Genomic DNA, 16520 nt, shown 5'->3' with positions numbered 1-16520 from the left:
AACCGGCGATATAGGCTGACGGCTGGCAAAAAGCAACTAGGGTTAAGGCTGCCGATCGCGCCGGTGAAATATCCGCTGCAAGCCTAGCGTTTTGGCTCGATCAGGTCCCAGAGATTTCCATAGAGATCGGCGAAAACCGCCACAGTGCCATAGGTCTCGTGCCGGGGCGCCTCACGGAATTCGATGCCCTTTTCGAGCATCAGCGCATGGTCACGGGCAAAATCGTCGGTTTCGAGGAACAAAAAGACCCGCCCGCCGGTCTGGTTGCCGACGGCGTGCCTTTGCGCATCGCCGGATGCCTCGGCGAGAGGCAGCCGCGCGCCCTGCCCGTTGCCCGGCGTGATCGTGACCCAGCGTTTGCCGCCGCCGAGGTCGACATCTTCGGCGACCACAAAACCCAGCCGGTCGACATACCACGAGATCGCCTCGTCATAATTTGCGACGACAAGCGCGACCGTGGCAATGCTGCGGTGTTCGGCAAAACCGGTCATTTGTTCCTGATCGAAAAACGGCCGACGATGCGGCGCTCGGTAATGTCATAGACGAAGATGGCGCGGCTGCCGTCGGGCAGCTCGGTGTCGATCGACAGGTGATTGCCGGACAGCGATTGGCTGATCACCCTGGCGCCGACCGGCAGCACGATGTCGCCGTTGACCGTTTCGCCGATCGGCACCTGGATGTCGCTGCTCAGCGGAGGGGCGGCAGGCGGCGCGTTGCGCGCTTTGTAGACAAGCGCCGCGATCACCACCATAAGGGCGAGGAACAGCAGGCCGAGATTGATGGCGACGAAGCGGACGAGCTTCCTCCGCACCTTTTCGACCTCGGGGTCGAGCGGCTTTTCCTCGTCTTCGTCGGCAAGCGGCCGGGCCATGGCAGCAGATTCCGGAACTGTTTTCGATGAGCGCTCATAACGAAGAGGTCAGACAATTAATAGGGGCCGGACCGATCGTGCTGGAGGCGGGCGCCGATGCGGCCGGCCAGCGGCTCGACCAATGGCTGGCGGCCAGGCTCGGCCCCGACATGTCGCGCAGCCGGGTACAGATGCTGATAAAGCAGGGCGCCGTCAGGATCGGCGGCAGGCCAGCCAGCGAAACGAAGCGCAAGATGGCACAAGGTGACAGCGTGTCGGTCGACATGCCGGAGCCGGAACCGGCGGAGCCGCAAGGCGAAGATATTGCGCTGGACGTCCTCTACGAGGACAGCGAGCTGATCGTCATCAACAAGCCGGCCGGGCTGGTCGTACATCCCGGCGCCGGCAACTGGACCGGCACGCTGGTCAACGCGCTGATCCATCATTGCGGCGACAGCCTGTCCGGCATCGGCGGCGTGAGACGGCCGGGCATCGTCCACCGCCTCGACAAGGAGACCAGCGGCGTCATGGTCGTCGCCAAGACCGATCGCGCCCACAAGGCGTTGTCGGAGGCCTTTGCCGACCACGGCCTGACCGGCGATCTCGAGCGGGCGTATCTGGCGTTGGTCTGGGGCATACCGGCAAGGCCGACCGGGACGGTCGACGCGCCGCTCGGCCGCGCCGCCGACCGGGTACGCCGCGCCGTGGTGCCGCAAGGCCGCGACGATGCCCGCCACGCCGTCACGCATTTCACCGTCGTTGAGCGCTTTGGCGAGCAGCAGCAGGAATTCGCCACGGCGAGCCTGGTCGAATGCCGGCTGGAAACCGGTCGCACTCACCAGATACGCGTCCACATGGCCCATATCGGCCATCCGGTGATTGGCGACCCCGAATACGGCCAGGCTTTCCGCACCAAGGCCAATCGGTTGCCCGAGCCGCTAAGAAGCAAGGTAAAGGCGTTTCCGCGACAAGCTTTGCACGCCCGCCTCCTTGCATTTCGGCATCCGGATACCCATCTAACGATGAGGTTCGAAGCACCGATACCGTGGGACATGGAGGAACTCGTCGACGGCTTCCGCAAGCTCTGAACCAACCACCTGAAAACCTGACCGGCGTTGTTCACTTCAACGTGACACACTGTTTCGTGTTGAACAAATGCCTGTCTTTCTGGTTTTGTTCCTATATATGTCGGTTGGCGCGAATGTGCCTTTGGCATTCGCGCCACATGCCCGCCGCGTTTCGGGGGCATCACTCCAATAGAGAGGGGGCGCTATCATGGCCCAGTCATTACCCAGTATCGTTTCCGGCGAAGGCGGTCTCAGCCGCTACCTGGAAGAAATCCGCCGCTTTCCGATGCTTCAGCCGCAGGAAGAGTACATGCTCGCCAAGCGCTACGCCGAGCATGAGGACACCACGGCTGCGCACAAGCTCGTCACCAGCCACCTTCGGCTCGTCGCCAAGATCGCCATGGGCTATCGCGGCTATGGCCTGCCGATCGGTGAGGTGATCTCGGAAGGCAATGTCGGCCTGATGCAGGCCGTCAAGAAATTCGAACCGGAGCGCGGCTTCCGTCTCGCCACCTATGCGATGTGGTGGATCAAGGCCTCGATCCAGGAATACATCCTGCGCTCGTGGAGCCTGGTCAAGATGGGCACCACCGCCAACCAGAAGCGCCTGTTCTTCAACCTGCGCAAGGTGAAGGGCAAGATCCAGGCGCTCGACGAAGGCGATTTGAAGCCCGACCAGATCACCGAGATTGCCACCCGGCTGAACGTCTCGGAAGCGGAAGTCGTGTCGATGAACCGCCGTCTGTCGGGCGACGCCTCGCTCAATGCGCCCATCCGGGCCAGTGAAGGCGAGTCCGGCGAATGGCAGGACTGGCTGGTCGACGACCACGAAAGCCAGGAAGAGATGCTGATCGAGCAGGACGAGCTGGAAAACCGGCGCGGCATGCTGTCGGGCGCCCTTGCCGTGCTCAACGACCGCGAACGCCGCATCTTCGAGGCGCGCCGCCTCGCCGATGAGCCGTTGACGCTTGAAGAGCTGTCGGCCGAGTTCGATATCAGCCGCGAGCGCGTGCGCCAGATCGAGGTGCGCGCCTTCGAGAAGGTGCAGGACGCGGTCAAGGCCGCAGCCAAGCGCCAGACGCAGGCGCTGCGCACCATCGAGGCGCAGCCGGCCGCGTAAGGCCTTCCGGTAGAAACAAATAACGGCGGCGTCAGGTAACTGGCGCCGCCGTTTCTTTTTAGAGGGTTGCCGGTTCCGCGGCGCCTTTTGCGGATGTCCGATCCGCCGTCGTAATTGCTCAGTAGTCTCGCCATGGCGTCCGCAGACGATCTCATCCACAGCGGTATTATCGCAATTTTCCCCAAGCCCTGAAAACCGCAACGCTGCAAGCTGTAGCGGCAATGTTCCGCGCCGACCGGGGCATTTCAAAACCCGGCGCTTGCGGCAGGCGGGGGCGACAACGGACGCCGGGGCCGCGCCGGGCAGTTGAGCCTATTGGAAACGAAAGGCAGTATGACGATGACGATTTCTCCGTTTCTGGCCGCTCTCGGATCCGAAGGTCCCGCAGCCGACCGAGCGAAAGACATGGACCTGTATGGATGGCTGATTGGAAGCTGGGACATGGACTCGGTCCACTACCTCGACGACGGCACAATCCAGAAATGGAATGGCGAATGCCATTTTGGCTGGGTGCTCGAAGGCCGCGCGATTCAGGACGTTTGGATCAGGCCCAAGCGCCCTGCGCCGTCGACGATGTATGGTACGACCTTGCGCATCTTCGACCCTGGGATCGATGGTTGGCATATCATATGGAACGACCCGCTCAACCGGGATCACTCGCGCCAGATCGGGCGGGCCGAGGGTAAGGACATTGTCCAGCTCGGCAATGACTCGCGCGGTCTGAAAACTCGATGGCGTTTCACCGAGATCACTGCCAACAGCTTCCATTGGATCGGCGAGGAGAGATCTTCCGAGAGCGACCCTTGGCAAATCACGTATGAACATTTAGCCCGCCGAACAAAACCCTGACGCTGGACTAAACATTTAGCTGGCGTCTGCGCCGCTCCTCATCCGGCTGCCGCCACCGTCTTCCTGCATAGACCTATCGGATGCAAACATCGCAAAAATCGAATCAGGATCAATAACTTGGATGACCATCGCAGAACGATGAGGGCGGCGCCGAGTCTGAATGGCATTGTAGTGCCAGCGACCCATCTCCTCACAGGCAATCGAGCGGAAATTTCAGATAGCGCCGCCCATTGGATTCCGGTTCCGGCAGGCGTCCGCCATTCATATTGACCTGCAGCGCGTGCAGGATCAGCCGCGGCATCGGCAACGTCCTGTCGCGGGCTTGGCGGAGCGCGACGAAGTCGGCTTCCGTCTTGCAGCCGGCAACATGGATGTTGCCGGCTTTCTGCTCCGCGACCGTGCTTTCCCAGCGCGCTTCGCGACCGCCCGGCTGGTAGTCGTGACCGACGAACAGACGTGTCTCGTCCGGCAGCGCCAGGATGTCCTCGATCGAGTGCCAGAGCCGCTCGGCACTGCCGCCGGGAAAGTCCGTCCTGGCGGTGCCGCTGTCCGGCATGAACAGCGTGTCGTGGATGAAGGCGGCGTCGCCGACGACGTAAGTGATCGAGGCCAGCGTATGGCCCGGCGAGAACAGCACTCTTGCCGGAAGGCCGCCGACCGAAAAAGGCGCGCCGTCGGCGAACAGCCTGTCCCATTGCGAACCGTCGGCGGGGAATTCCGGCCAGTTGTAGATCACCTTCCACAATTTCTGGACGTCGATGACCTTTTCGCCGATTGCCGTCGGCGCTCCGGTTCTCCCCCTCAGATAATGGGCGGCGGAGAAATGATCGGCATGCGGATGCGTGTCGAGGATCCACTCGACCTCCAGCCCGCTTTCCCTGACGAAGTCGAGCAGGGCGTCGGCGTTTTTCGTTGCCGTTGCACCGGACCTTTCGTCGAAGTCGAGCACCGGATCGATGATGGCGCATTTGCGGGTCGCCATGTCGGCGACCACATACTGGACGGACCCGCTCGGCTTGTCATAGAAGCCGGTGACCTGCGACCTGGCCGATAATGCGTCCAATCCCAGCCCCCTTGATCCTCACCGTGGCAGGAATGACTTTCTCTGCCACGGCAAATGAAAGGCATGGTTGTCCGTCAACCAGGCGCCGTCAAGCACCCCATACTCACACGACCAGGAAAACCGAAAATTCTCCGTGCCGCCTCTGCCTGCTCAGGCGGAAGGCTGCTTGGTTTTCCTGAGATATGGCAGGATCGTCTCATAGGCGCCGAAGCGCTTGATGGCATCCTCATTGGAGACGGCAGCGGTGATGATGACGTCCTCGCCCTGCTTCCAGTTCGCCGGCGTCGCCACCTGGTGCTTGGCGGTCAGCTGCATGGAATCGATCGCGCGCAGGATTTCGTCGAAGTTGCGGCCGGTCGTCATCGGATAGGTGAGAACCAGCTTGATCTTCTTGTCGGGCCCGATGACGTAAACCGAACGCACCGTGGCATTGTCGGCGGGCGTGCGGCCTTCCGAGCTCTCGCCGGCACCCGCCGGCAGCATCTCGTAAAGCTTGGCGACCTTGAGATCCTTGTCGCCGATCAGCGGGTAGTTCACCGAATGGCCGGTCGCGGTCTTGATGTCGTTCTGCCACTTTCCATGGCTTTCGACAGGATCGACCGAGATGCCGATGATCTTGACGTTGCGCTTCCTGAACTCGCCTTCGAGCCCGGCCATCGTGCCGAGTTCGGTCGTGCAAACCGGCGTAAAGTTCTTCGGATGGCTGAACAATACAGCCCAGCCGTCGCCGATCCATTCATGGAAGCTGATTGGTCCTTGCGTAGTCTCAGCGGTGAAGTCCGGGGCGATATCGTTGATACGAAGGCTCATGGCGTGTCCCTACCTGTTTGGCTTGCCGCTGGCATTGAACGACCCAGCCGCGCTGCTTGCCTTTCTAACACTGCGGCGTCATCCTTCAAGTGGCTGTTGACGCTAGGATAGTGGCCGGCCTCAAAAAATTTTTGTCACTTAGGTGGGAAATACAGCAGCGATTTCCGCGCTGGCGAAAAAGCCCCGGAGGGTTGGTTAAACGCGCAGGCATTTCCGACGACTGTTCGGCTCAGACGCTGCCCATTCCGCCGTTAAGTGACGTCGCGTCAATGAGGCGACGCGACGCGCTACGCCTTGTTCACTGCCAGCGTCGTCGCCAGGTCTTCCATGCGCTGGGCCAGTGCGCCGAGCGCCCCGGTCAGCACGGAATCGTTCTTGTCGGCCTTGGTCAGTGCATCGTCGCGCGTCTTGCGCAGCGTCAGCACTTCGCTTTCCATGCCCTTGACCCGCTTTTGCAGTTCCGAAAGCTCGTCCATGACCATGATGCCGGCCATCACGGTCAGCCGCTGGTCGCCGATCTCGCCAAAAGAATCCTTCAGATGCGAGACATAGCGGTCGAAGCGCTCTGCAAGATCGATCAGATGCTCTTCCTGGCCCTCGTCGCAGGCCATCCGATACTGCTTGCCGTCGATGGAAACCGTGACTTGTGCCATTGGCCTACCTGTCCAGTACCGCGCGGATGGTTTCCATCGCTGTCACCAGCCTTCGCGACACTTCCTTGTTGGCATCTTCCAGCCGTTCGGCGCGAGCCTCGGAATTGTCGAGCTCCTGCGCCAGCCGCGAGCGGTCGGCGTTCATCCGCTGCACTTCGGCCTCGGCTTCCGAATAGTCCCGCTCGTGCTCGAGCTTGGCCGCGACGGCGTTTTCCAGCCCTTCGATGGCCTTACCCAGCCTGGCAATGACTTCTTTGAGGGTCGTTTCCCCGGTCATGGCTTTCGTCCTGCGCCCTGCCCATCACCGAATCATCCACGTTCAGAACGCGTTATCCCTGAAACATTACGCGTCGTGTGAACCGCACGTCAATAAAGCTGTCGCGACTGTCCCCTGCTAACGCTAATGTAAGTCGCGCATGGCCATCACAAGACCGGCAAAAGCACACCGATTTGTTGACTAAAAGGCCGCGCCTGCTATGTGTCGCGCACCTTTTCAACGGCTTTCCCAAGGCCCAAACCCCCATTTTGGAGGAAGCATGACTTCGCGCGAACAACATGACCGGATGGCCAACGCGATCCGTTTTCTCGCCATGGACGCTGTGGAGAAGGCAAACTCCGGCCATCCCGGATTGCCCATGGGCTGCGCCGACATCGCCACGGTGCTGTTCACCCGCTTTCTCAAATACGATCCGAAGAACCCGCATTGGCCGGACCGCGATCGCTTTATCCTGTCGGCCGGCCACGGCTCGATGCTGCTTTACTCGCTGCTCTATCTGACCGGCTACGAAGACATCACCATCGACCAGATCAAGCAGTTCCGCCAATTGGGGTCGAGGACCGCGGGCCACCCGGAATACGGCCATGCCGCCGGCATCGAGACGACGACAGGCCCACTCGGCCAGGGCCTTGCCAATTCGGTCGGCTTCGCACTCGGCGAGCGCATCATGAATGCCGCTTTCGGCAACGATCTCGTCGACCACTACACCTATGTGCTGGCCGGCGACGGCTGCCTGATGGAAGGCGTATCCCAGGAAGCCATCGCGCTTGCCGGACATCTGAAGCTGAACAAGCTGATCGTCTTCTGGGACAACAACAACATCTCGATCGATGGCCCGGTGTCGCTGGCCGACAACACCGACCAGGTCGCCCGCTTCCAGGCGTCCGGCTGGAACGCCAGCCATATCGACGGCCAGGACCCGGAAGCGATCGCCTATGCCATCGAAGCGGCCCGCCACTCCGACAAGCCGACGATGATTGCCTGCAAGACGACGATCGGCTTCGGCGCACCGACCAAGGCCGGCACCAACAAGGCGCATGGCTCGCCGCTCGGCACCGAGGAAATCGCCGGCGCCAGAAAATTCTTCGGCTGGGATTCGCCGCCCTTCGAGGTCCCGGCCGACATCCTCGACGCATGGCGTACCGCCGGGCGGAGCGGCTTAAAGGCGCGCACCGACTGGGAAAGCCGCCTTGCCAAGGCTGATGCCCAATTGCGCGCAGAGTTCGAACGCCGCATCAGTGGCACGCTGCCAGCCAACTTCGACGCCGTCATTGGCGATTACAAGAAAAAGCTCGCCGCCGACAAGCCGAAGGTCGCCACCCGTAAGTCATCGGAAATGGCGCTGGAGGTCATCAACGGCGCCGTGCCCGAAACCATCGGCGGCTCGGCCGATTTGACCGGCTCCAACAACACCAAGACCAGCCAGACCAAGAACATCACCGCCGACGATTACGGCCAGCGCTACGTTCATTACGGCGTTCGCGAGCACGGCATGGCGGCCGCGCTCAACGGGCTGACATTGCATGGCGGCATTATCGCCTATGGCGGCACTTTCATGTGCTTTTCCGATTATGCCCGTCCGGCGATGCGGCTTGCTTCGCTGATGGGCATCCGCTCGATCTTCGTCATGACCCATGATTCCATCGGCCTTGGCGAAGACGGCCCGACCCATCAGCCGGTCGAGCATCTGGCAGCACTTCGCGCCATTCCGAACCACAATGTCTTCCGCCCCGCCGACGCGGTGGAAACCGCGGAATGCTGGCAGTTGGCCATTGAGTCGGAAAAGACGCCTTCGACATTGGCGCTGACCCGGCAGAACCTGCCGACGGTACGCAACGACTTCGTTGCGGAAAACCTCTCCAGCCGCGGCGCCTATGAACTTGCCGCCGCCAGTGGCGAGGCGGCGGTGACGATCTTCGCTTCGGGCTCCGAGGTCGAGATCGCGCTGGCCGCCCGCGAGGCCTTGGAAAAGCACGGCCACGCGACCCGCGTCGTCTCGGTGCCGTGCTTCGAATTGTTCGACAAGCAGAGCGCCGACTATCGCAGCAGGACGATTGGCAATGCGCCGCTCAAGATTGCCATCGAAGCCGGCATCCGTCAGGGCTGGGATCACTTCATCGGCACCGACGGCATCTTTGTCGGCATGACCGGCTTCGGCGCCTCCGGCACCATCGAACAGCTCTACCCGCATTTCGGCATCACAGCCGAGGCAACGGTGAAGGCGGCGGAAGCCCGTCTGCATGGCAAATGAAAGTGAGCCCCGCCCGGCAAAGGCTGGCATAGCGGTTTTGCCGGGCGGTGGAGCACTAATCGATTTAAATCCACGCCTCGGCGGCTGGATTCTTTGCCCGTCCGCCGTTATGAAGCTGCGGACTTGATCTTCGGCCTCCAACTCCCAGGGAGAGAACAATGACCGTCAGAGTTGCCATCAACGGATTCGGCCGCATCGGCCGCAACATCCTGCGCGCCATCCATGAATCCGGCCGCAAGGATATCGACGTCGTCGCGGTCAACGATCTCGGCCCGGTCGAGACCAACGCGCATCTGCTGCGCTTCGACAGCGTGCATGGCCGCTTTCCGCATGAGGTGACGGTTGACGGCGACCAGATCATCGTCGGCAAGGAAAAATTCAAGGTCACCGCGATCAAGGATCCGACGCAACTGCCCTGGAAGGAGCTTGGCATCGACATCGCGCTCGAATGCACCGGCATCTTCACCGCCCGCGACAAGGCCGTCGCCCATCTGACCGCCGGTGCCAAGCGCGTTCTCGTCTCCGCTCCGGCAGAGGGCGCCGATCTCACCGTCGTCTATGGCATCAATCACGACAAGCTGACCAAGGACCACATCGTCATCTCGAACGCCTCCTGCACCACCAACTGCCTGGCGCCGCTGGCGGCCGTGCTGAATGAGGCGGTCGGCATCGAGAAGGGCATGATGACGACGATCCATTCCTACACCGGCGACCAGCCGACGCTGGACACCATGCACAAGGACCTCTACCGCGCCCGCGCCGCCGCGCTGTCGCAGATTCCGACCTCGACCGGTGCTGCCAAGGCCATCGGCCTGGTACTGCCCGAACTCAAGGGCAAGCTCGACGGCATCTCCATCCGCGTGCCGACCCCGAACGTCTCGCTCGTCGATTTCAAGTTCATCGCCAAGCGGCCGACCACCGTCCAGGAGATCAATGACGCGGTGATCGCCGCCTCGAACGGCAAGCTGAAGGGCATCCTCGCCGTTACCCGTCACCCCAATGTTTCGATCGACTTCAACCATGATCCGCATTCCTCGATCGTGGCGCTCGACCAGACCAAGGTCATGGACGGCAACTTCGTTTCGGTGCTGTCGTGGTACGACAATGAGTGGGGCTTTTCCAACCGCATGGGCGATACCGCCGTCGCCTTCGGCAAGACCATCGCCTGATCGCAGAGCCAGCTTCTCGACCTGGAGACGCCCGGCTCAGTCCGGGCGTTTTTCATTGCAGCACGAACCGCCGAGGCACGCTCCGCTGCTCGGGGGTGCCAAAACTTTCGACGATCGGCAGCGTGGGGCAAAAAGCCACGCTGCTGCCTTGCAGCGGCCATGTCTTCGCCCCACTCTCCCGTGATGCCGGAGCATATCGACTAGGGGCGACCAACGAATGGAGCATGGTATCTATCTTGTGACGCTCGTTGGCGCAGCACTTGTCGTTGCCGCCGCGTTTTCAAGCCTGATCGCCTTCCGTTTCGGCGCCCCTCTCCTGCTGCTGTTTCTCTGCATCGGCCTCGCCACCGGAACCGACGGTCTCGGCATCCATTTCGACAATGCCCGAGTTGCTTATTTTGCCGGCTCATTGGCGCTGGCGGTCATCCTTTTCGATTCCGGCTTTGGCACGCCGCTCAACGCCTTGCGGCAGGCGGCCGGGCCGGCGCTGTCGCTGGCCACATTCGGCGTCCTTTTGACCACCGGACTCTTCGGCGCCGCCGCCTATTATCTGCTCGACCTGACCTGGCTGGAATCCTTCCTGCTCGGTGCCGCCGTCGCCTCGACCGACGCCGCGGCGGTGTTCTTCCTGCTGCGCGCCGGCGAGATTAATTTGCGCGAGCGCGTGCGGTCCACGCTCGAGGTGGAATCCGGCACAAATGACCCGATCGCCATCTTCCTGACCATCACGCTGGTCGAGGTCATCGCCGCCAATACCCACCCCGAGGCCAAGGTGCTGGTCACCGATCTTGCCGTCGGCTTCCTTGTCAACATGGGGCTCGGCGCGGTCATCGGCATTCTCGGCGGCATGGCCATCGTGCGCCTTGTCGATCGCCTCAATCTCGATCACGGCCTGCTGCCGATCTTCGTGCTGACGCTGTCGCTTATGGTGTTCGCTGCCGCCGGTGCCGTCGGCGGCTCCGGCTTTCTGGCGGTCTATCTCGCAGGCCTGATTGCCGGCAATTCCGATATCCGGGCCGTCACCATCCTCAAGCGCTTCCAGGACGGCATGTCGTGGCTGGCGCAGATCATCATGTTCCTGATCCTCGGCCTGTTCGCGACGCCTTCGCAATTTCCGGCGATCCTGGTGCCGGCAGTGCTGCTCGGCCTGTTCCTGGTATTTGTGGCACGGCCAATCGCCGTCTGGCTCTGCCTGGTGCCGTTCCGTCTGCCACGCCCGGAAGTCGCCTTCGTCTCGTGGGTTGGCCTGCGTGGTGCCGTGTCGATCCTGCTTGCCATCACGCCGCTGCTCGGCGGTCTTGAGAACGGCCGCCTCATCTTCAACACTGCCTTCATCATCGTGCTGGTCTCGCTGATCATCCAGGGATGGACCGTCGGGCCGCTGGCGCGCCGTCTCGGCCTTATCGTGCCGGCCCGCCTGGGACCGCTCGACAAGGTCGAATTGGAACTGCCGGGCTCCGCCCATCATGAGCTTCTCGCCTACCGCGTGGCACCTGGCAGCCCGGTGGCGCGCGGCGAACGCATTCCGCGCTGGGCGCGGCCGTCGCTGGTGCTGCGCGACGGACGCTCGATGCGCTTCCAGGATATGGGCCGGCTCGCGGCCGGCGACCATGTCTACATCTTCGTGCCGGACCGCTATCCGCGCCTGCTCGACAAGCTGTTCGCCAGCCGTGCCGTGGTCGATCCCGAGGACGCGGATTTCTTCGGGGCCTTCGCCGTCGATCCGTCACGCCCCGCCGAGGAACTGGAGACCGCCTACGCGCCGGGCCTGACCGAAGCGGAACGCAAGCTCAGCATTGGCGACCTGGTCACTACGCGGCTCGGCGGCCACGCCGAATACGCCGACCGCGTGCTGCTCGGTCCGATCGAGCTGATCGTCCGCGACGTCGACGACAAGGGCAGGATCACCGGCCTTGGCCTGTCCTTTGAGCCGACCGCGCCGGTGGCGCGCGTTCCGGTGTTCCTCAGCGCCGGCGAAATCCGCGATCGCATCGCCGCCATCATCCGCAACCGGCGCAAGCCGGCCGAGGCGCAGGCGGTCGAGGCGGCGGCCGAGATGGAACCGGTTCCGCAGCCCGTGGTGGAAAAGACAACTGGCGAAGGCTGACCGCTGTCCACCCGAGCCGCGGAACCCTGCCGCGAGGCTGAAGAATGGCTCGGCAACTGGTGTGGCGGGTCCATGTGGTCCGACATCGCCGGAAATGATCCCGATCGGCCGGTTGCGAGGGCGTCCGGCCGATCAGTCGCCAATTCTCCGGCGCGCCATAGGGGCGCGCTTAATTGTTGCGGGCCGCTACGAACTGCGCCGCTTGTTTCAGAAGCGCAGCCTGCTCGCCAAAAGGTTCGAGCAACGCATGAGCCTGGTCAACGAGGCCATGGAGCTGGCCCCGCGCCCAGTCCGGTCCGTGCAGCGCGACCAGCGTCGCCTTGCCGGCCGCGGCATCCTTGCCGGTCGCCTTGCCCATCTGATGCGCGTCGGCGGTCAGGTCGAGCAGATCGTCGGCAAGCTGAAAGGCAAGCCCGATCGCCGAGCCGAACTCGGCCAGCCTTTCGCGGTCGCCCGACGGCGCGCCGGCAAGGATAGCGCCCGCTTCGCAGGCAAAGCGGATCAGCGCACCGGTTTTCATCGCCTGAAGCCGGATGATGCCGGCCTCGTCCGGCCGGCTTTGTTCGGCTTCGAGATCGAGCATCTGGCCGCCGACCATGCTTCCCGCCCCGGCGGCGCGGGCCAGTGCCAGCACCAGCGTTGCCCTGCGCTCGGCCGGCAGCATTGTCGCCTCGTCGGCAAGGATGTCGAAGGCAAGTGTCAGCAAGGCGTCGCCCGCAAGAATGGCGGTCGCCTCATCGAAAGCCCTGTGCACGGTCGGCTGGCCGCGGCGCAAATCGTCGTCGTCCATGGCCGGCAGATCGTCATGGATGAGCGAATAGCAGTGCACGCATTCGAGCGCCGCCGCGACGCGCAGCGCCGCCTCGCCGTCGGCTGAAAACAGTGCAGCACTTTCCATGACCAGGAAGGGACGCAGTCGTTTGCCGCCGTTCAGCACGCCATGTCGCATTGCCGCCATCAGGCGTTCGGGCCGCGCGACCTCGCCCGAAAGCGTCCGTCCGTCGAGCAACCGCCTCAGCAGCGCCTCGAGCGGAACTGCCCGGGCAATAAGTGCAGCTTCGAACGCCATTTGGTCGTCTTTCGTCATGGTCGGGAGCGGTAGCCGACACTCAGACGTTGCGCAAGAAGCCAAGCGCCATTATGCCGGGGGCAGGGAGTAGCGCGGACTGGGTGGCTTGGCGGAACCGATCGTCGATCACGAAACCGAAGGGTTGGACATGGCGAGACCGAGACGCGGCAGCCGCATCGGTCTTCAACGCTGGGTCCGGCGCGGCATCGCCGTCGCGGTCGTGCTGGCGCTGGTGCCGGTGGTGCTGACCTTCCTGTACCTGCCGACATTCGTGCATCCGGTGTCGACATTGATGCTGAAGGACCTGGCGACGTTTTCTGGCTACGATCGGCGCTGGGTTTCCATCGACGATGTCGCGCCGGTGCTGGCATATTCGGTCATCATGTCGGAGGACGGGCAGTTCTGTTTCCATCGCGGCGTCGATCTGGGCGAGTTGCGCGGCGTCGTCGACGATGCGCTCGCCGGCGAGATGACACGTGGCGCCTCGACCATCACCATGCAGACGGTAAAGAATCTTTATCTATGGTCGCGGCCGTTGGGCTCGGTCCGTAAGGTCGTGGAACTGCCGCTGGCCGTCTATTTCGATGCGGTGCTGTCGAAACGGCGGATCATGGAGATCTACCTCAACATCGCCGAATGGGGACCGGGCATCTACGGCATCGAGGCCGCCGCCCAGCATCATTTCGGCGTCTCGGCAAAACAGCTGTCGCGCCGGCAGGCAGCGCTGCTTGCCGTCACCTTGCCGAATCCGATCGTGCGCAATCCGGCGAAACCGGGGCCGGGACTGAGGCGGCTTGCCGCGTTGATCGAACGGCGCGCCGGCCGCGCCGGCGCCTATGTCGGTTGCCTGCGATAGTGTCAAAAAAAAACACGGCGACGCTGGCCAAAACGCCGTCGGGCGTGTATAGGCACCCGACTTTCTCAGATTCCGGCCCCTGATGTGGCCCTTTCACGAGGGCCGCCGGGGCGTTTTGACCATGTAGTGGAGCATATCCATGGCCGTTCCGAAACGAAAAACCTCTCCGTCGAAGCGCGGCATGCGCCGTTCTGCCGACGCACTGAAGGCCCCGACCTATGTCGAGGACAAGAACTCCGGCGAGATGCGCCGTCCGCACCATATCGACCTGAAGACCGGCATGTATCGCGGTCGCCAGGTTCTGGAGCCGAAGGAAAGCTGAGAGAGCTTTCGACGGTTTATGGGTTGCGAAACGACCGGCCATTGGCCGGTCTTTTTGCGTTTGCGACAACTGATCGTATCAGCCGGGCCTGACATTGTTGTTTCACGCCGTCTTTGTCCGTGTTTATCGGCCGCACGAAAATTCTTGACGGCGAACGCCGGGCGCACTCTACAAAGATCAGTCCAACCGGAGCCGCCACATGTTCGGTGCCATCCCGCTGCTGATCGTGCCTTTCATCCTCTACAATCTCGGGCTTTTGGGAATATTCGGCAGCGGCGACGATCCGTGGGCCACCGAAATGTTTTCGGTCCGGATGATGTCGGGTGGCGTGTTCTCGATGACCCTCGGCGACCTCATCGTGCTGATCGCACTGATCTTCTTGTTCGTCGAAGTGGTGAAGTCGACGCGCACGACAAATGCCTCGATCATGGACCATCTTTTGTCGACCTTCGTCTTTGTGGCCTATCTGGTCGAGTTCCTGCTGGTGAAGGGCGCCGCCCATTCCGTTTTCTTCACACTGATGGTCATAGCGCTGATCGACGTGCTGGCCGGCTTTTCGGTGTCGATGCGGTCGGCCACCCGCGACATCAATATGAGTTAAGGATCCCGACTCAGCCCGGGTCAGCGGTGAAGCCAGCCGCCTCGACGCCGGCGATGGCTGCCGTTTCATCATTGTCGGACGTGTCGCCGGAAATACCGATGGCGCCGATGATCGTGCCGGCGTTGTCGCGGATCAGCACGCCGCCGACGACCGGCAGGACGCGCCCGCCCGACACGTCGGAGACGCCGGCGATCAGATGCGGGCGCTCCTTGGCGAAAGCTTCCACCCGGCGCGAGCCCATGCCGATAGCGAGCGCGCCATAGGCCTTGCCGGCCGACATTTGCGGACGCAGGAACGAGGCGCCGTCCTGACGCTGGAACGCGACCAGATGGGCGCCGGCGTCGAGCACCGAGACGCCAAGCGGCCTGAGCTTGAGCTCGGCACCCTTGGCAAAGGCGGCGGCGATGATTTCAAGGGCTTTGTCGAGCGTCAGTGCGGTCATGGCCGTCTCCTAAACGCGCCAGTTATCAACCGGCAGAACAGACTCCGAGTGAACTGTTTCGCGTGCGAAAGGAAGCATGCATTCTGGGAGCGCCGGCCTATTTCTTCTTGGCGCGAGGCTTCTTCACCGGGGCCGGAGGCGCATTGGCCAGGTCTTCCGCTTCCTTGGCGAGGCGCAGCGCCCGCAGCTTGTTGGTCTTGGCTTGGCGAGCGTCGCTCTCGGCGACATATTCCGCCATCGCCTTCTGGCGAACCGTGGCTGCCTCTTCCTGTTTCTTGAAACGCAAATCGGCCCGCGCACGGGCAGTGTCCTTAGAGTTCTCGACCAAGAGCGTTATCCAATCCGTAAATTATCTTCAGTCCCTTGATAGCAGAGCCAGCCCGCAATTGGGAAAATAAGTTGGTCATGGCGCCGGATCGCAGCCGACTCGCTCCGCCTTGCGGGCGACTACCGCATCGTATCCGGCCTGCAAAGTCGCGCGGACGGTGGGTCCAGATGGGGCGGGAGACGCACCCAGATGCTCGTGGCGCAACTCGTTCATGAACTTATCCCACATCGGCGGGCCGCCTTTTTCCAGAAGCTCGGCACGGATAGAGAGCTCTTCGCTGACCGGCAGCCAGACGCGGCCCCAGGCGCCGAGATGCGCCAGGATCGGCATCAGCGTAATCGCCATTTCGGTCAGGCTGTAGATCGCCTTTTGCTTGTGGGAGGGATCGTCCGCCTTGGTCAGCATGCCGAGCTCCATCAGCCGCTTCAGCCGGTCGGCGAGGATGTTGGAGGCGATGCCCTCCATCGAGCCGTTGAGCAGTTCGCGAAAGTGGCGTCTGCCGCCGAAGATGATGTCGCGAAGGATGATCAGGCTCCACCGGTCACCGAACACTTCGAGCGACAGGTTGATGGGGCATCCGGACCGACGATCGATGTTCATGCGAATCTCCAAAACCGGTTGCATTGTCGTATCGTTTTAATATCGTGCAACTGATTGCAACTTGCAATCGGATTTGCGGCCCAAGG

Annotated in this window: 19 protein-coding genes; 9 read left to right on the top strand and 10 right to left on the bottom strand. The window is 62.5% G+C overall.

Annotation, left to right across the window (positions count from 1 at the left end):
- Window positions 1-83: 83 nt before the first annotated feature.
- Window positions 84-491: a VOC family protein gene (locus NKI16_RS19775; protein WP_352621545.1), complete on the bottom strand. Its 408-nt coding sequence runs from the start codon at window positions 489-491 to the stop codon at window positions 84-86.
- Window positions 488-871, bottom strand: coding sequence for a fimbrial protein (locus NKI16_RS19770; protein ID WP_352457953.1), 384 nt, complete (start codon window positions 869-871; stop codon window positions 488-490). Before NKI16_RS19770 ends, NKI16_RS19775 begins: the two co-directional genes overlap by 4 nt.
- Window positions 872-897: 26 nt before the next feature.
- Here NKI16_RS19770 and NKI16_RS19765 point away from each other — a divergent pair, with 26 nt between their 5' ends.
- The 3 genes from NKI16_RS19765 to NKI16_RS19755 all read left to right on the top strand — a co-directional run bounded on the left by NKI16_RS19765 (window position 898) and on the right by NKI16_RS19755 (window position 3886).
- Window positions 898-1938 (top strand): RluA family pseudouridine synthase, encoded by a 1041-nt coding sequence (locus NKI16_RS19765; protein WP_352571978.1) that lies wholly within the window; start codon window positions 898-900, stop codon window positions 1936-1938.
- Between the two features lie 187 nt (window positions 1939-2125).
- Window positions 2126-3037 (top strand): RNA polymerase sigma factor RpoH, encoded by a 912-nt coding sequence (gene rpoH, locus NKI16_RS19760; RefSeq protein ID WP_023678514.1) that lies wholly within the window; start codon window positions 2126-2128, stop codon window positions 3035-3037.
- Between the two features lie 333 nt (window positions 3038-3370).
- Entirely contained in the window at window positions 3371-3886 is a 516-nt protein-coding gene (locus tag NKI16_RS19755; RefSeq protein WP_352621543.1) for a hypothetical protein, read from the top strand.
- 190 nt (window positions 3887-4076) lie between these two features.
- On the opposite strand, the gene NKI16_RS19750 is transcribed toward NKI16_RS19755, so the two are convergent.
- From NKI16_RS19750 to NKI16_RS19735, 4 genes are all read right to left on the bottom strand, one after another.
- Entirely contained in the window at window positions 4077-4949 is an 873-nt protein-coding gene (locus tag NKI16_RS19750; protein ID WP_352621541.1) for an MBL fold metallo-hydrolase, read from the bottom strand.
- 150 nt (window positions 4950-5099) lie between these two features.
- Window positions 5100-5759, bottom strand: a complete 660-nt coding sequence (locus tag NKI16_RS19745; RefSeq protein ID WP_023720958.1) for a peroxiredoxin — start codon at window positions 5757-5759, stop codon at window positions 5100-5102.
- Window positions 5760-6046: 287 nt separating this feature from the next.
- Window positions 6047-6412 carry a cell division protein ZapA gene (locus NKI16_RS19740; RefSeq protein ID WP_254816554.1) on the bottom strand — a complete coding sequence of 122 codons (366 nt, stop codon included), beginning with the start codon at window positions 6410-6412 and terminating at the stop codon, window positions 6047-6049.
- A gap of 4 nt (window positions 6413-6416) precedes the next feature.
- On the bottom strand, window positions 6417-6689 hold the full coding sequence (locus NKI16_RS19735; RefSeq protein WP_006200774.1) for a DUF4164 domain-containing protein: 273 nt from the start codon (window positions 6687-6689) through the stop codon (window positions 6417-6419).
- Between the two features lie 259 nt (window positions 6690-6948).
- Between NKI16_RS19735 and tkt the strand changes: the two genes are divergently transcribed.
- From tkt to NKI16_RS19720, 3 genes are all read left to right on the top strand, one after another.
- Complete coding sequence (gene tkt, locus NKI16_RS19730) at window positions 6949-8940, top strand: transketolase (protein WP_352621539.1); 1992 nt, start codon at window positions 6949-6951, stop codon at window positions 8938-8940.
- 158 nt (window positions 8941-9098) lie between these two features.
- Window positions 9099-10109, top strand: a complete 1011-nt coding sequence (gene gap / locus NKI16_RS19725) for a type I glyceraldehyde-3-phosphate dehydrogenase (RefSeq protein WP_023678507.1) — start codon at window positions 9099-9101, stop codon at window positions 10107-10109.
- A gap of 217 nt (window positions 10110-10326) precedes the next feature.
- The gene (locus NKI16_RS19720; RefSeq protein ID WP_352589844.1) at window positions 10327-12216 is read left to right on the top strand and encodes a potassium/proton antiporter; all 1890 of its coding nucleotides are present in this window, start codon (window positions 10327-10329) and stop codon (window positions 12214-12216) included.
- A 169-nt stretch (window positions 12217-12385) separates the two neighbouring features.
- On the opposite strand, the gene NKI16_RS19715 is transcribed toward NKI16_RS19720, so the two are convergent.
- Entirely contained in the window at window positions 12386-13303 is a 918-nt protein-coding gene (locus NKI16_RS19715; RefSeq protein WP_352457948.1) for a polyprenyl synthetase family protein, read from the bottom strand.
- Between the two features lie 79 nt (window positions 13304-13382).
- Here NKI16_RS19715 and NKI16_RS19710 point away from each other — a divergent pair, with 79 nt between their 5' ends.
- The 3 genes from NKI16_RS19710 (at window position 13383) to NKI16_RS19700 (ending at window position 15064) form a co-directional block, all read left to right on the top strand.
- Window positions 13383-14141 carry a biosynthetic peptidoglycan transglycosylase gene (locus tag NKI16_RS19710; protein ID WP_031212144.1) on the top strand — a complete coding sequence of 253 codons (759 nt, stop codon included), beginning with the start codon at window positions 13383-13385 and terminating at the stop codon, window positions 14139-14141.
- A 139-nt stretch (window positions 14142-14280) separates the two neighbouring features.
- Entirely contained in the window at window positions 14281-14463 is a 183-nt protein-coding gene (rpmF, locus tag NKI16_RS19705; protein WP_006203806.1) for a 50S ribosomal protein L32, read from the top strand.
- Between the two features lie 199 nt (window positions 14464-14662).
- Entirely contained in the window at window positions 14663-15064 is a 402-nt protein-coding gene (locus NKI16_RS19700; protein ID WP_023678503.1) for a hypothetical protein, read from the top strand.
- Between the two features lie 10 nt (window positions 15065-15074).
- Here the strand turns inward: NKI16_RS19700 and NKI16_RS19695 are convergent, their stop codons facing one another.
- The 3 genes from NKI16_RS19695 to NKI16_RS19685 form a co-directional block, all read right to left on the bottom strand.
- Window positions 15075-15506: a GlcG/HbpS family heme-binding protein gene (locus NKI16_RS19695; protein ID WP_023678502.1), complete on the bottom strand. Its 432-nt coding sequence runs from the start codon at window positions 15504-15506 to the stop codon at window positions 15075-15077.
- 97 nt (window positions 15507-15603) lie between these two features.
- Window positions 15604-15834, bottom strand: a complete 231-nt coding sequence (locus NKI16_RS19690) for a hypothetical protein (protein WP_023678501.1) — start codon at window positions 15832-15834, stop codon at window positions 15604-15606.
- 75 nt (window positions 15835-15909) lie between these two features.
- Window positions 15910-16434: a winged helix-turn-helix transcriptional regulator gene (locus NKI16_RS19685; RefSeq protein WP_023678500.1), complete on the bottom strand. Its 525-nt coding sequence runs from the start codon at window positions 16432-16434 to the stop codon at window positions 15910-15912.
- Window positions 16435-16520: the final 86 nt, after the last annotated feature.

It is taken from the genome of Mesorhizobium sp. M0698 (assembly GCF_040320455.1).
Taxonomy (GTDB): Bacteria; Pseudomonadota; Alphaproteobacteria; order Rhizobiales; family Rhizobiaceae; genus Mesorhizobium.
The sequence above is the reverse complement of the archived record's forward strand: the minus strand, read 5'-3'. Positions and strand labels throughout refer to the sequence as shown.

Excerpts from the sequence above, each read along its gene's own strand:
- NKI16_RS19775 (WP_352621545.1), bottom strand. The coding sequence starts at position 491 with ATGACCGGTTTTGCCGAACACCGCAGCATTGCCACGGTCGCGCTTGTC.
- NKI16_RS19770 (WP_352457953.1), bottom strand. The coding sequence starts at position 871 with ATGGCCCGGCCGCTTGCCGACGAAGACGAGGAAAAGCCGCTCGACCCC.
- NKI16_RS19765 (WP_352571978.1), top strand. The coding sequence starts at position 898 with ATGAGCGCTCATAACGAAGAGGTCAGACAATTAATAGGGGCCGGACCG.
- rpoH (WP_023678514.1), top strand. The coding sequence starts at position 2,126 with ATGGCCCAGTCATTACCCAGTATCGTTTCCGGCGAAGGCGGTCTCAGC.
- NKI16_RS19755 (WP_352621543.1), top strand. The coding sequence starts at position 3,371 with ATGACGATGACGATTTCTCCGTTTCTGGCCGCTCTCGGATCCGAAGGT.
- NKI16_RS19745 (WP_023720958.1), bottom strand. The coding sequence starts at position 5,759 with ATGAGCCTTCGTATCAACGATATCGCCCCGGACTTCACCGCTGAGACT.
- NKI16_RS19740 (WP_254816554.1), bottom strand. The coding sequence starts at position 6,412 with ATGGCACAAGTCACGGTTTCCATCGACGGCAAGCAGTATCGGATGGCC.
- NKI16_RS19735 (WP_006200774.1), bottom strand. The coding sequence starts at position 6,689 with ATGACCGGGGAAACGACCCTCAAAGAAGTCATTGCCAGGCTGGGTAAG.
- tkt (WP_352621539.1), top strand. The coding sequence starts at position 6,949 with ATGACTTCGCGCGAACAACATGACCGGATGGCCAACGCGATCCGTTTT.
- gap (WP_023678507.1), top strand. The coding sequence starts at position 9,099 with ATGACCGTCAGAGTTGCCATCAACGGATTCGGCCGCATCGGCCGCAAC.
- NKI16_RS19720 (WP_352589844.1), top strand. The coding sequence starts at position 10,327 with ATGGAGCATGGTATCTATCTTGTGACGCTCGTTGGCGCAGCACTTGTC.
- NKI16_RS19715 (WP_352457948.1), bottom strand. The coding sequence starts at position 13,303 with ATGACGAAAGACGACCAAATGGCGTTCGAAGCTGCACTTATTGCCCGG.
- rpmF (WP_006203806.1), top strand. The coding sequence starts at position 14,281 with ATGGCCGTTCCGAAACGAAAAACCTCTCCGTCGAAGCGCGGCATGCGC.
- NKI16_RS19700 (WP_023678503.1), top strand. The coding sequence starts at position 14,663 with ATGTTCGGTGCCATCCCGCTGCTGATCGTGCCTTTCATCCTCTACAAT.
- NKI16_RS19695 (WP_023678502.1), bottom strand. The coding sequence starts at position 15,506 with ATGACCGCACTGACGCTCGACAAAGCCCTTGAAATCATCGCCGCCGCC.
- NKI16_RS19685 (WP_023678500.1), bottom strand. The coding sequence starts at position 16,434 with ATGAACATCGATCGTCGGTCCGGATGCCCCATCAACCTGTCGCTCGAA.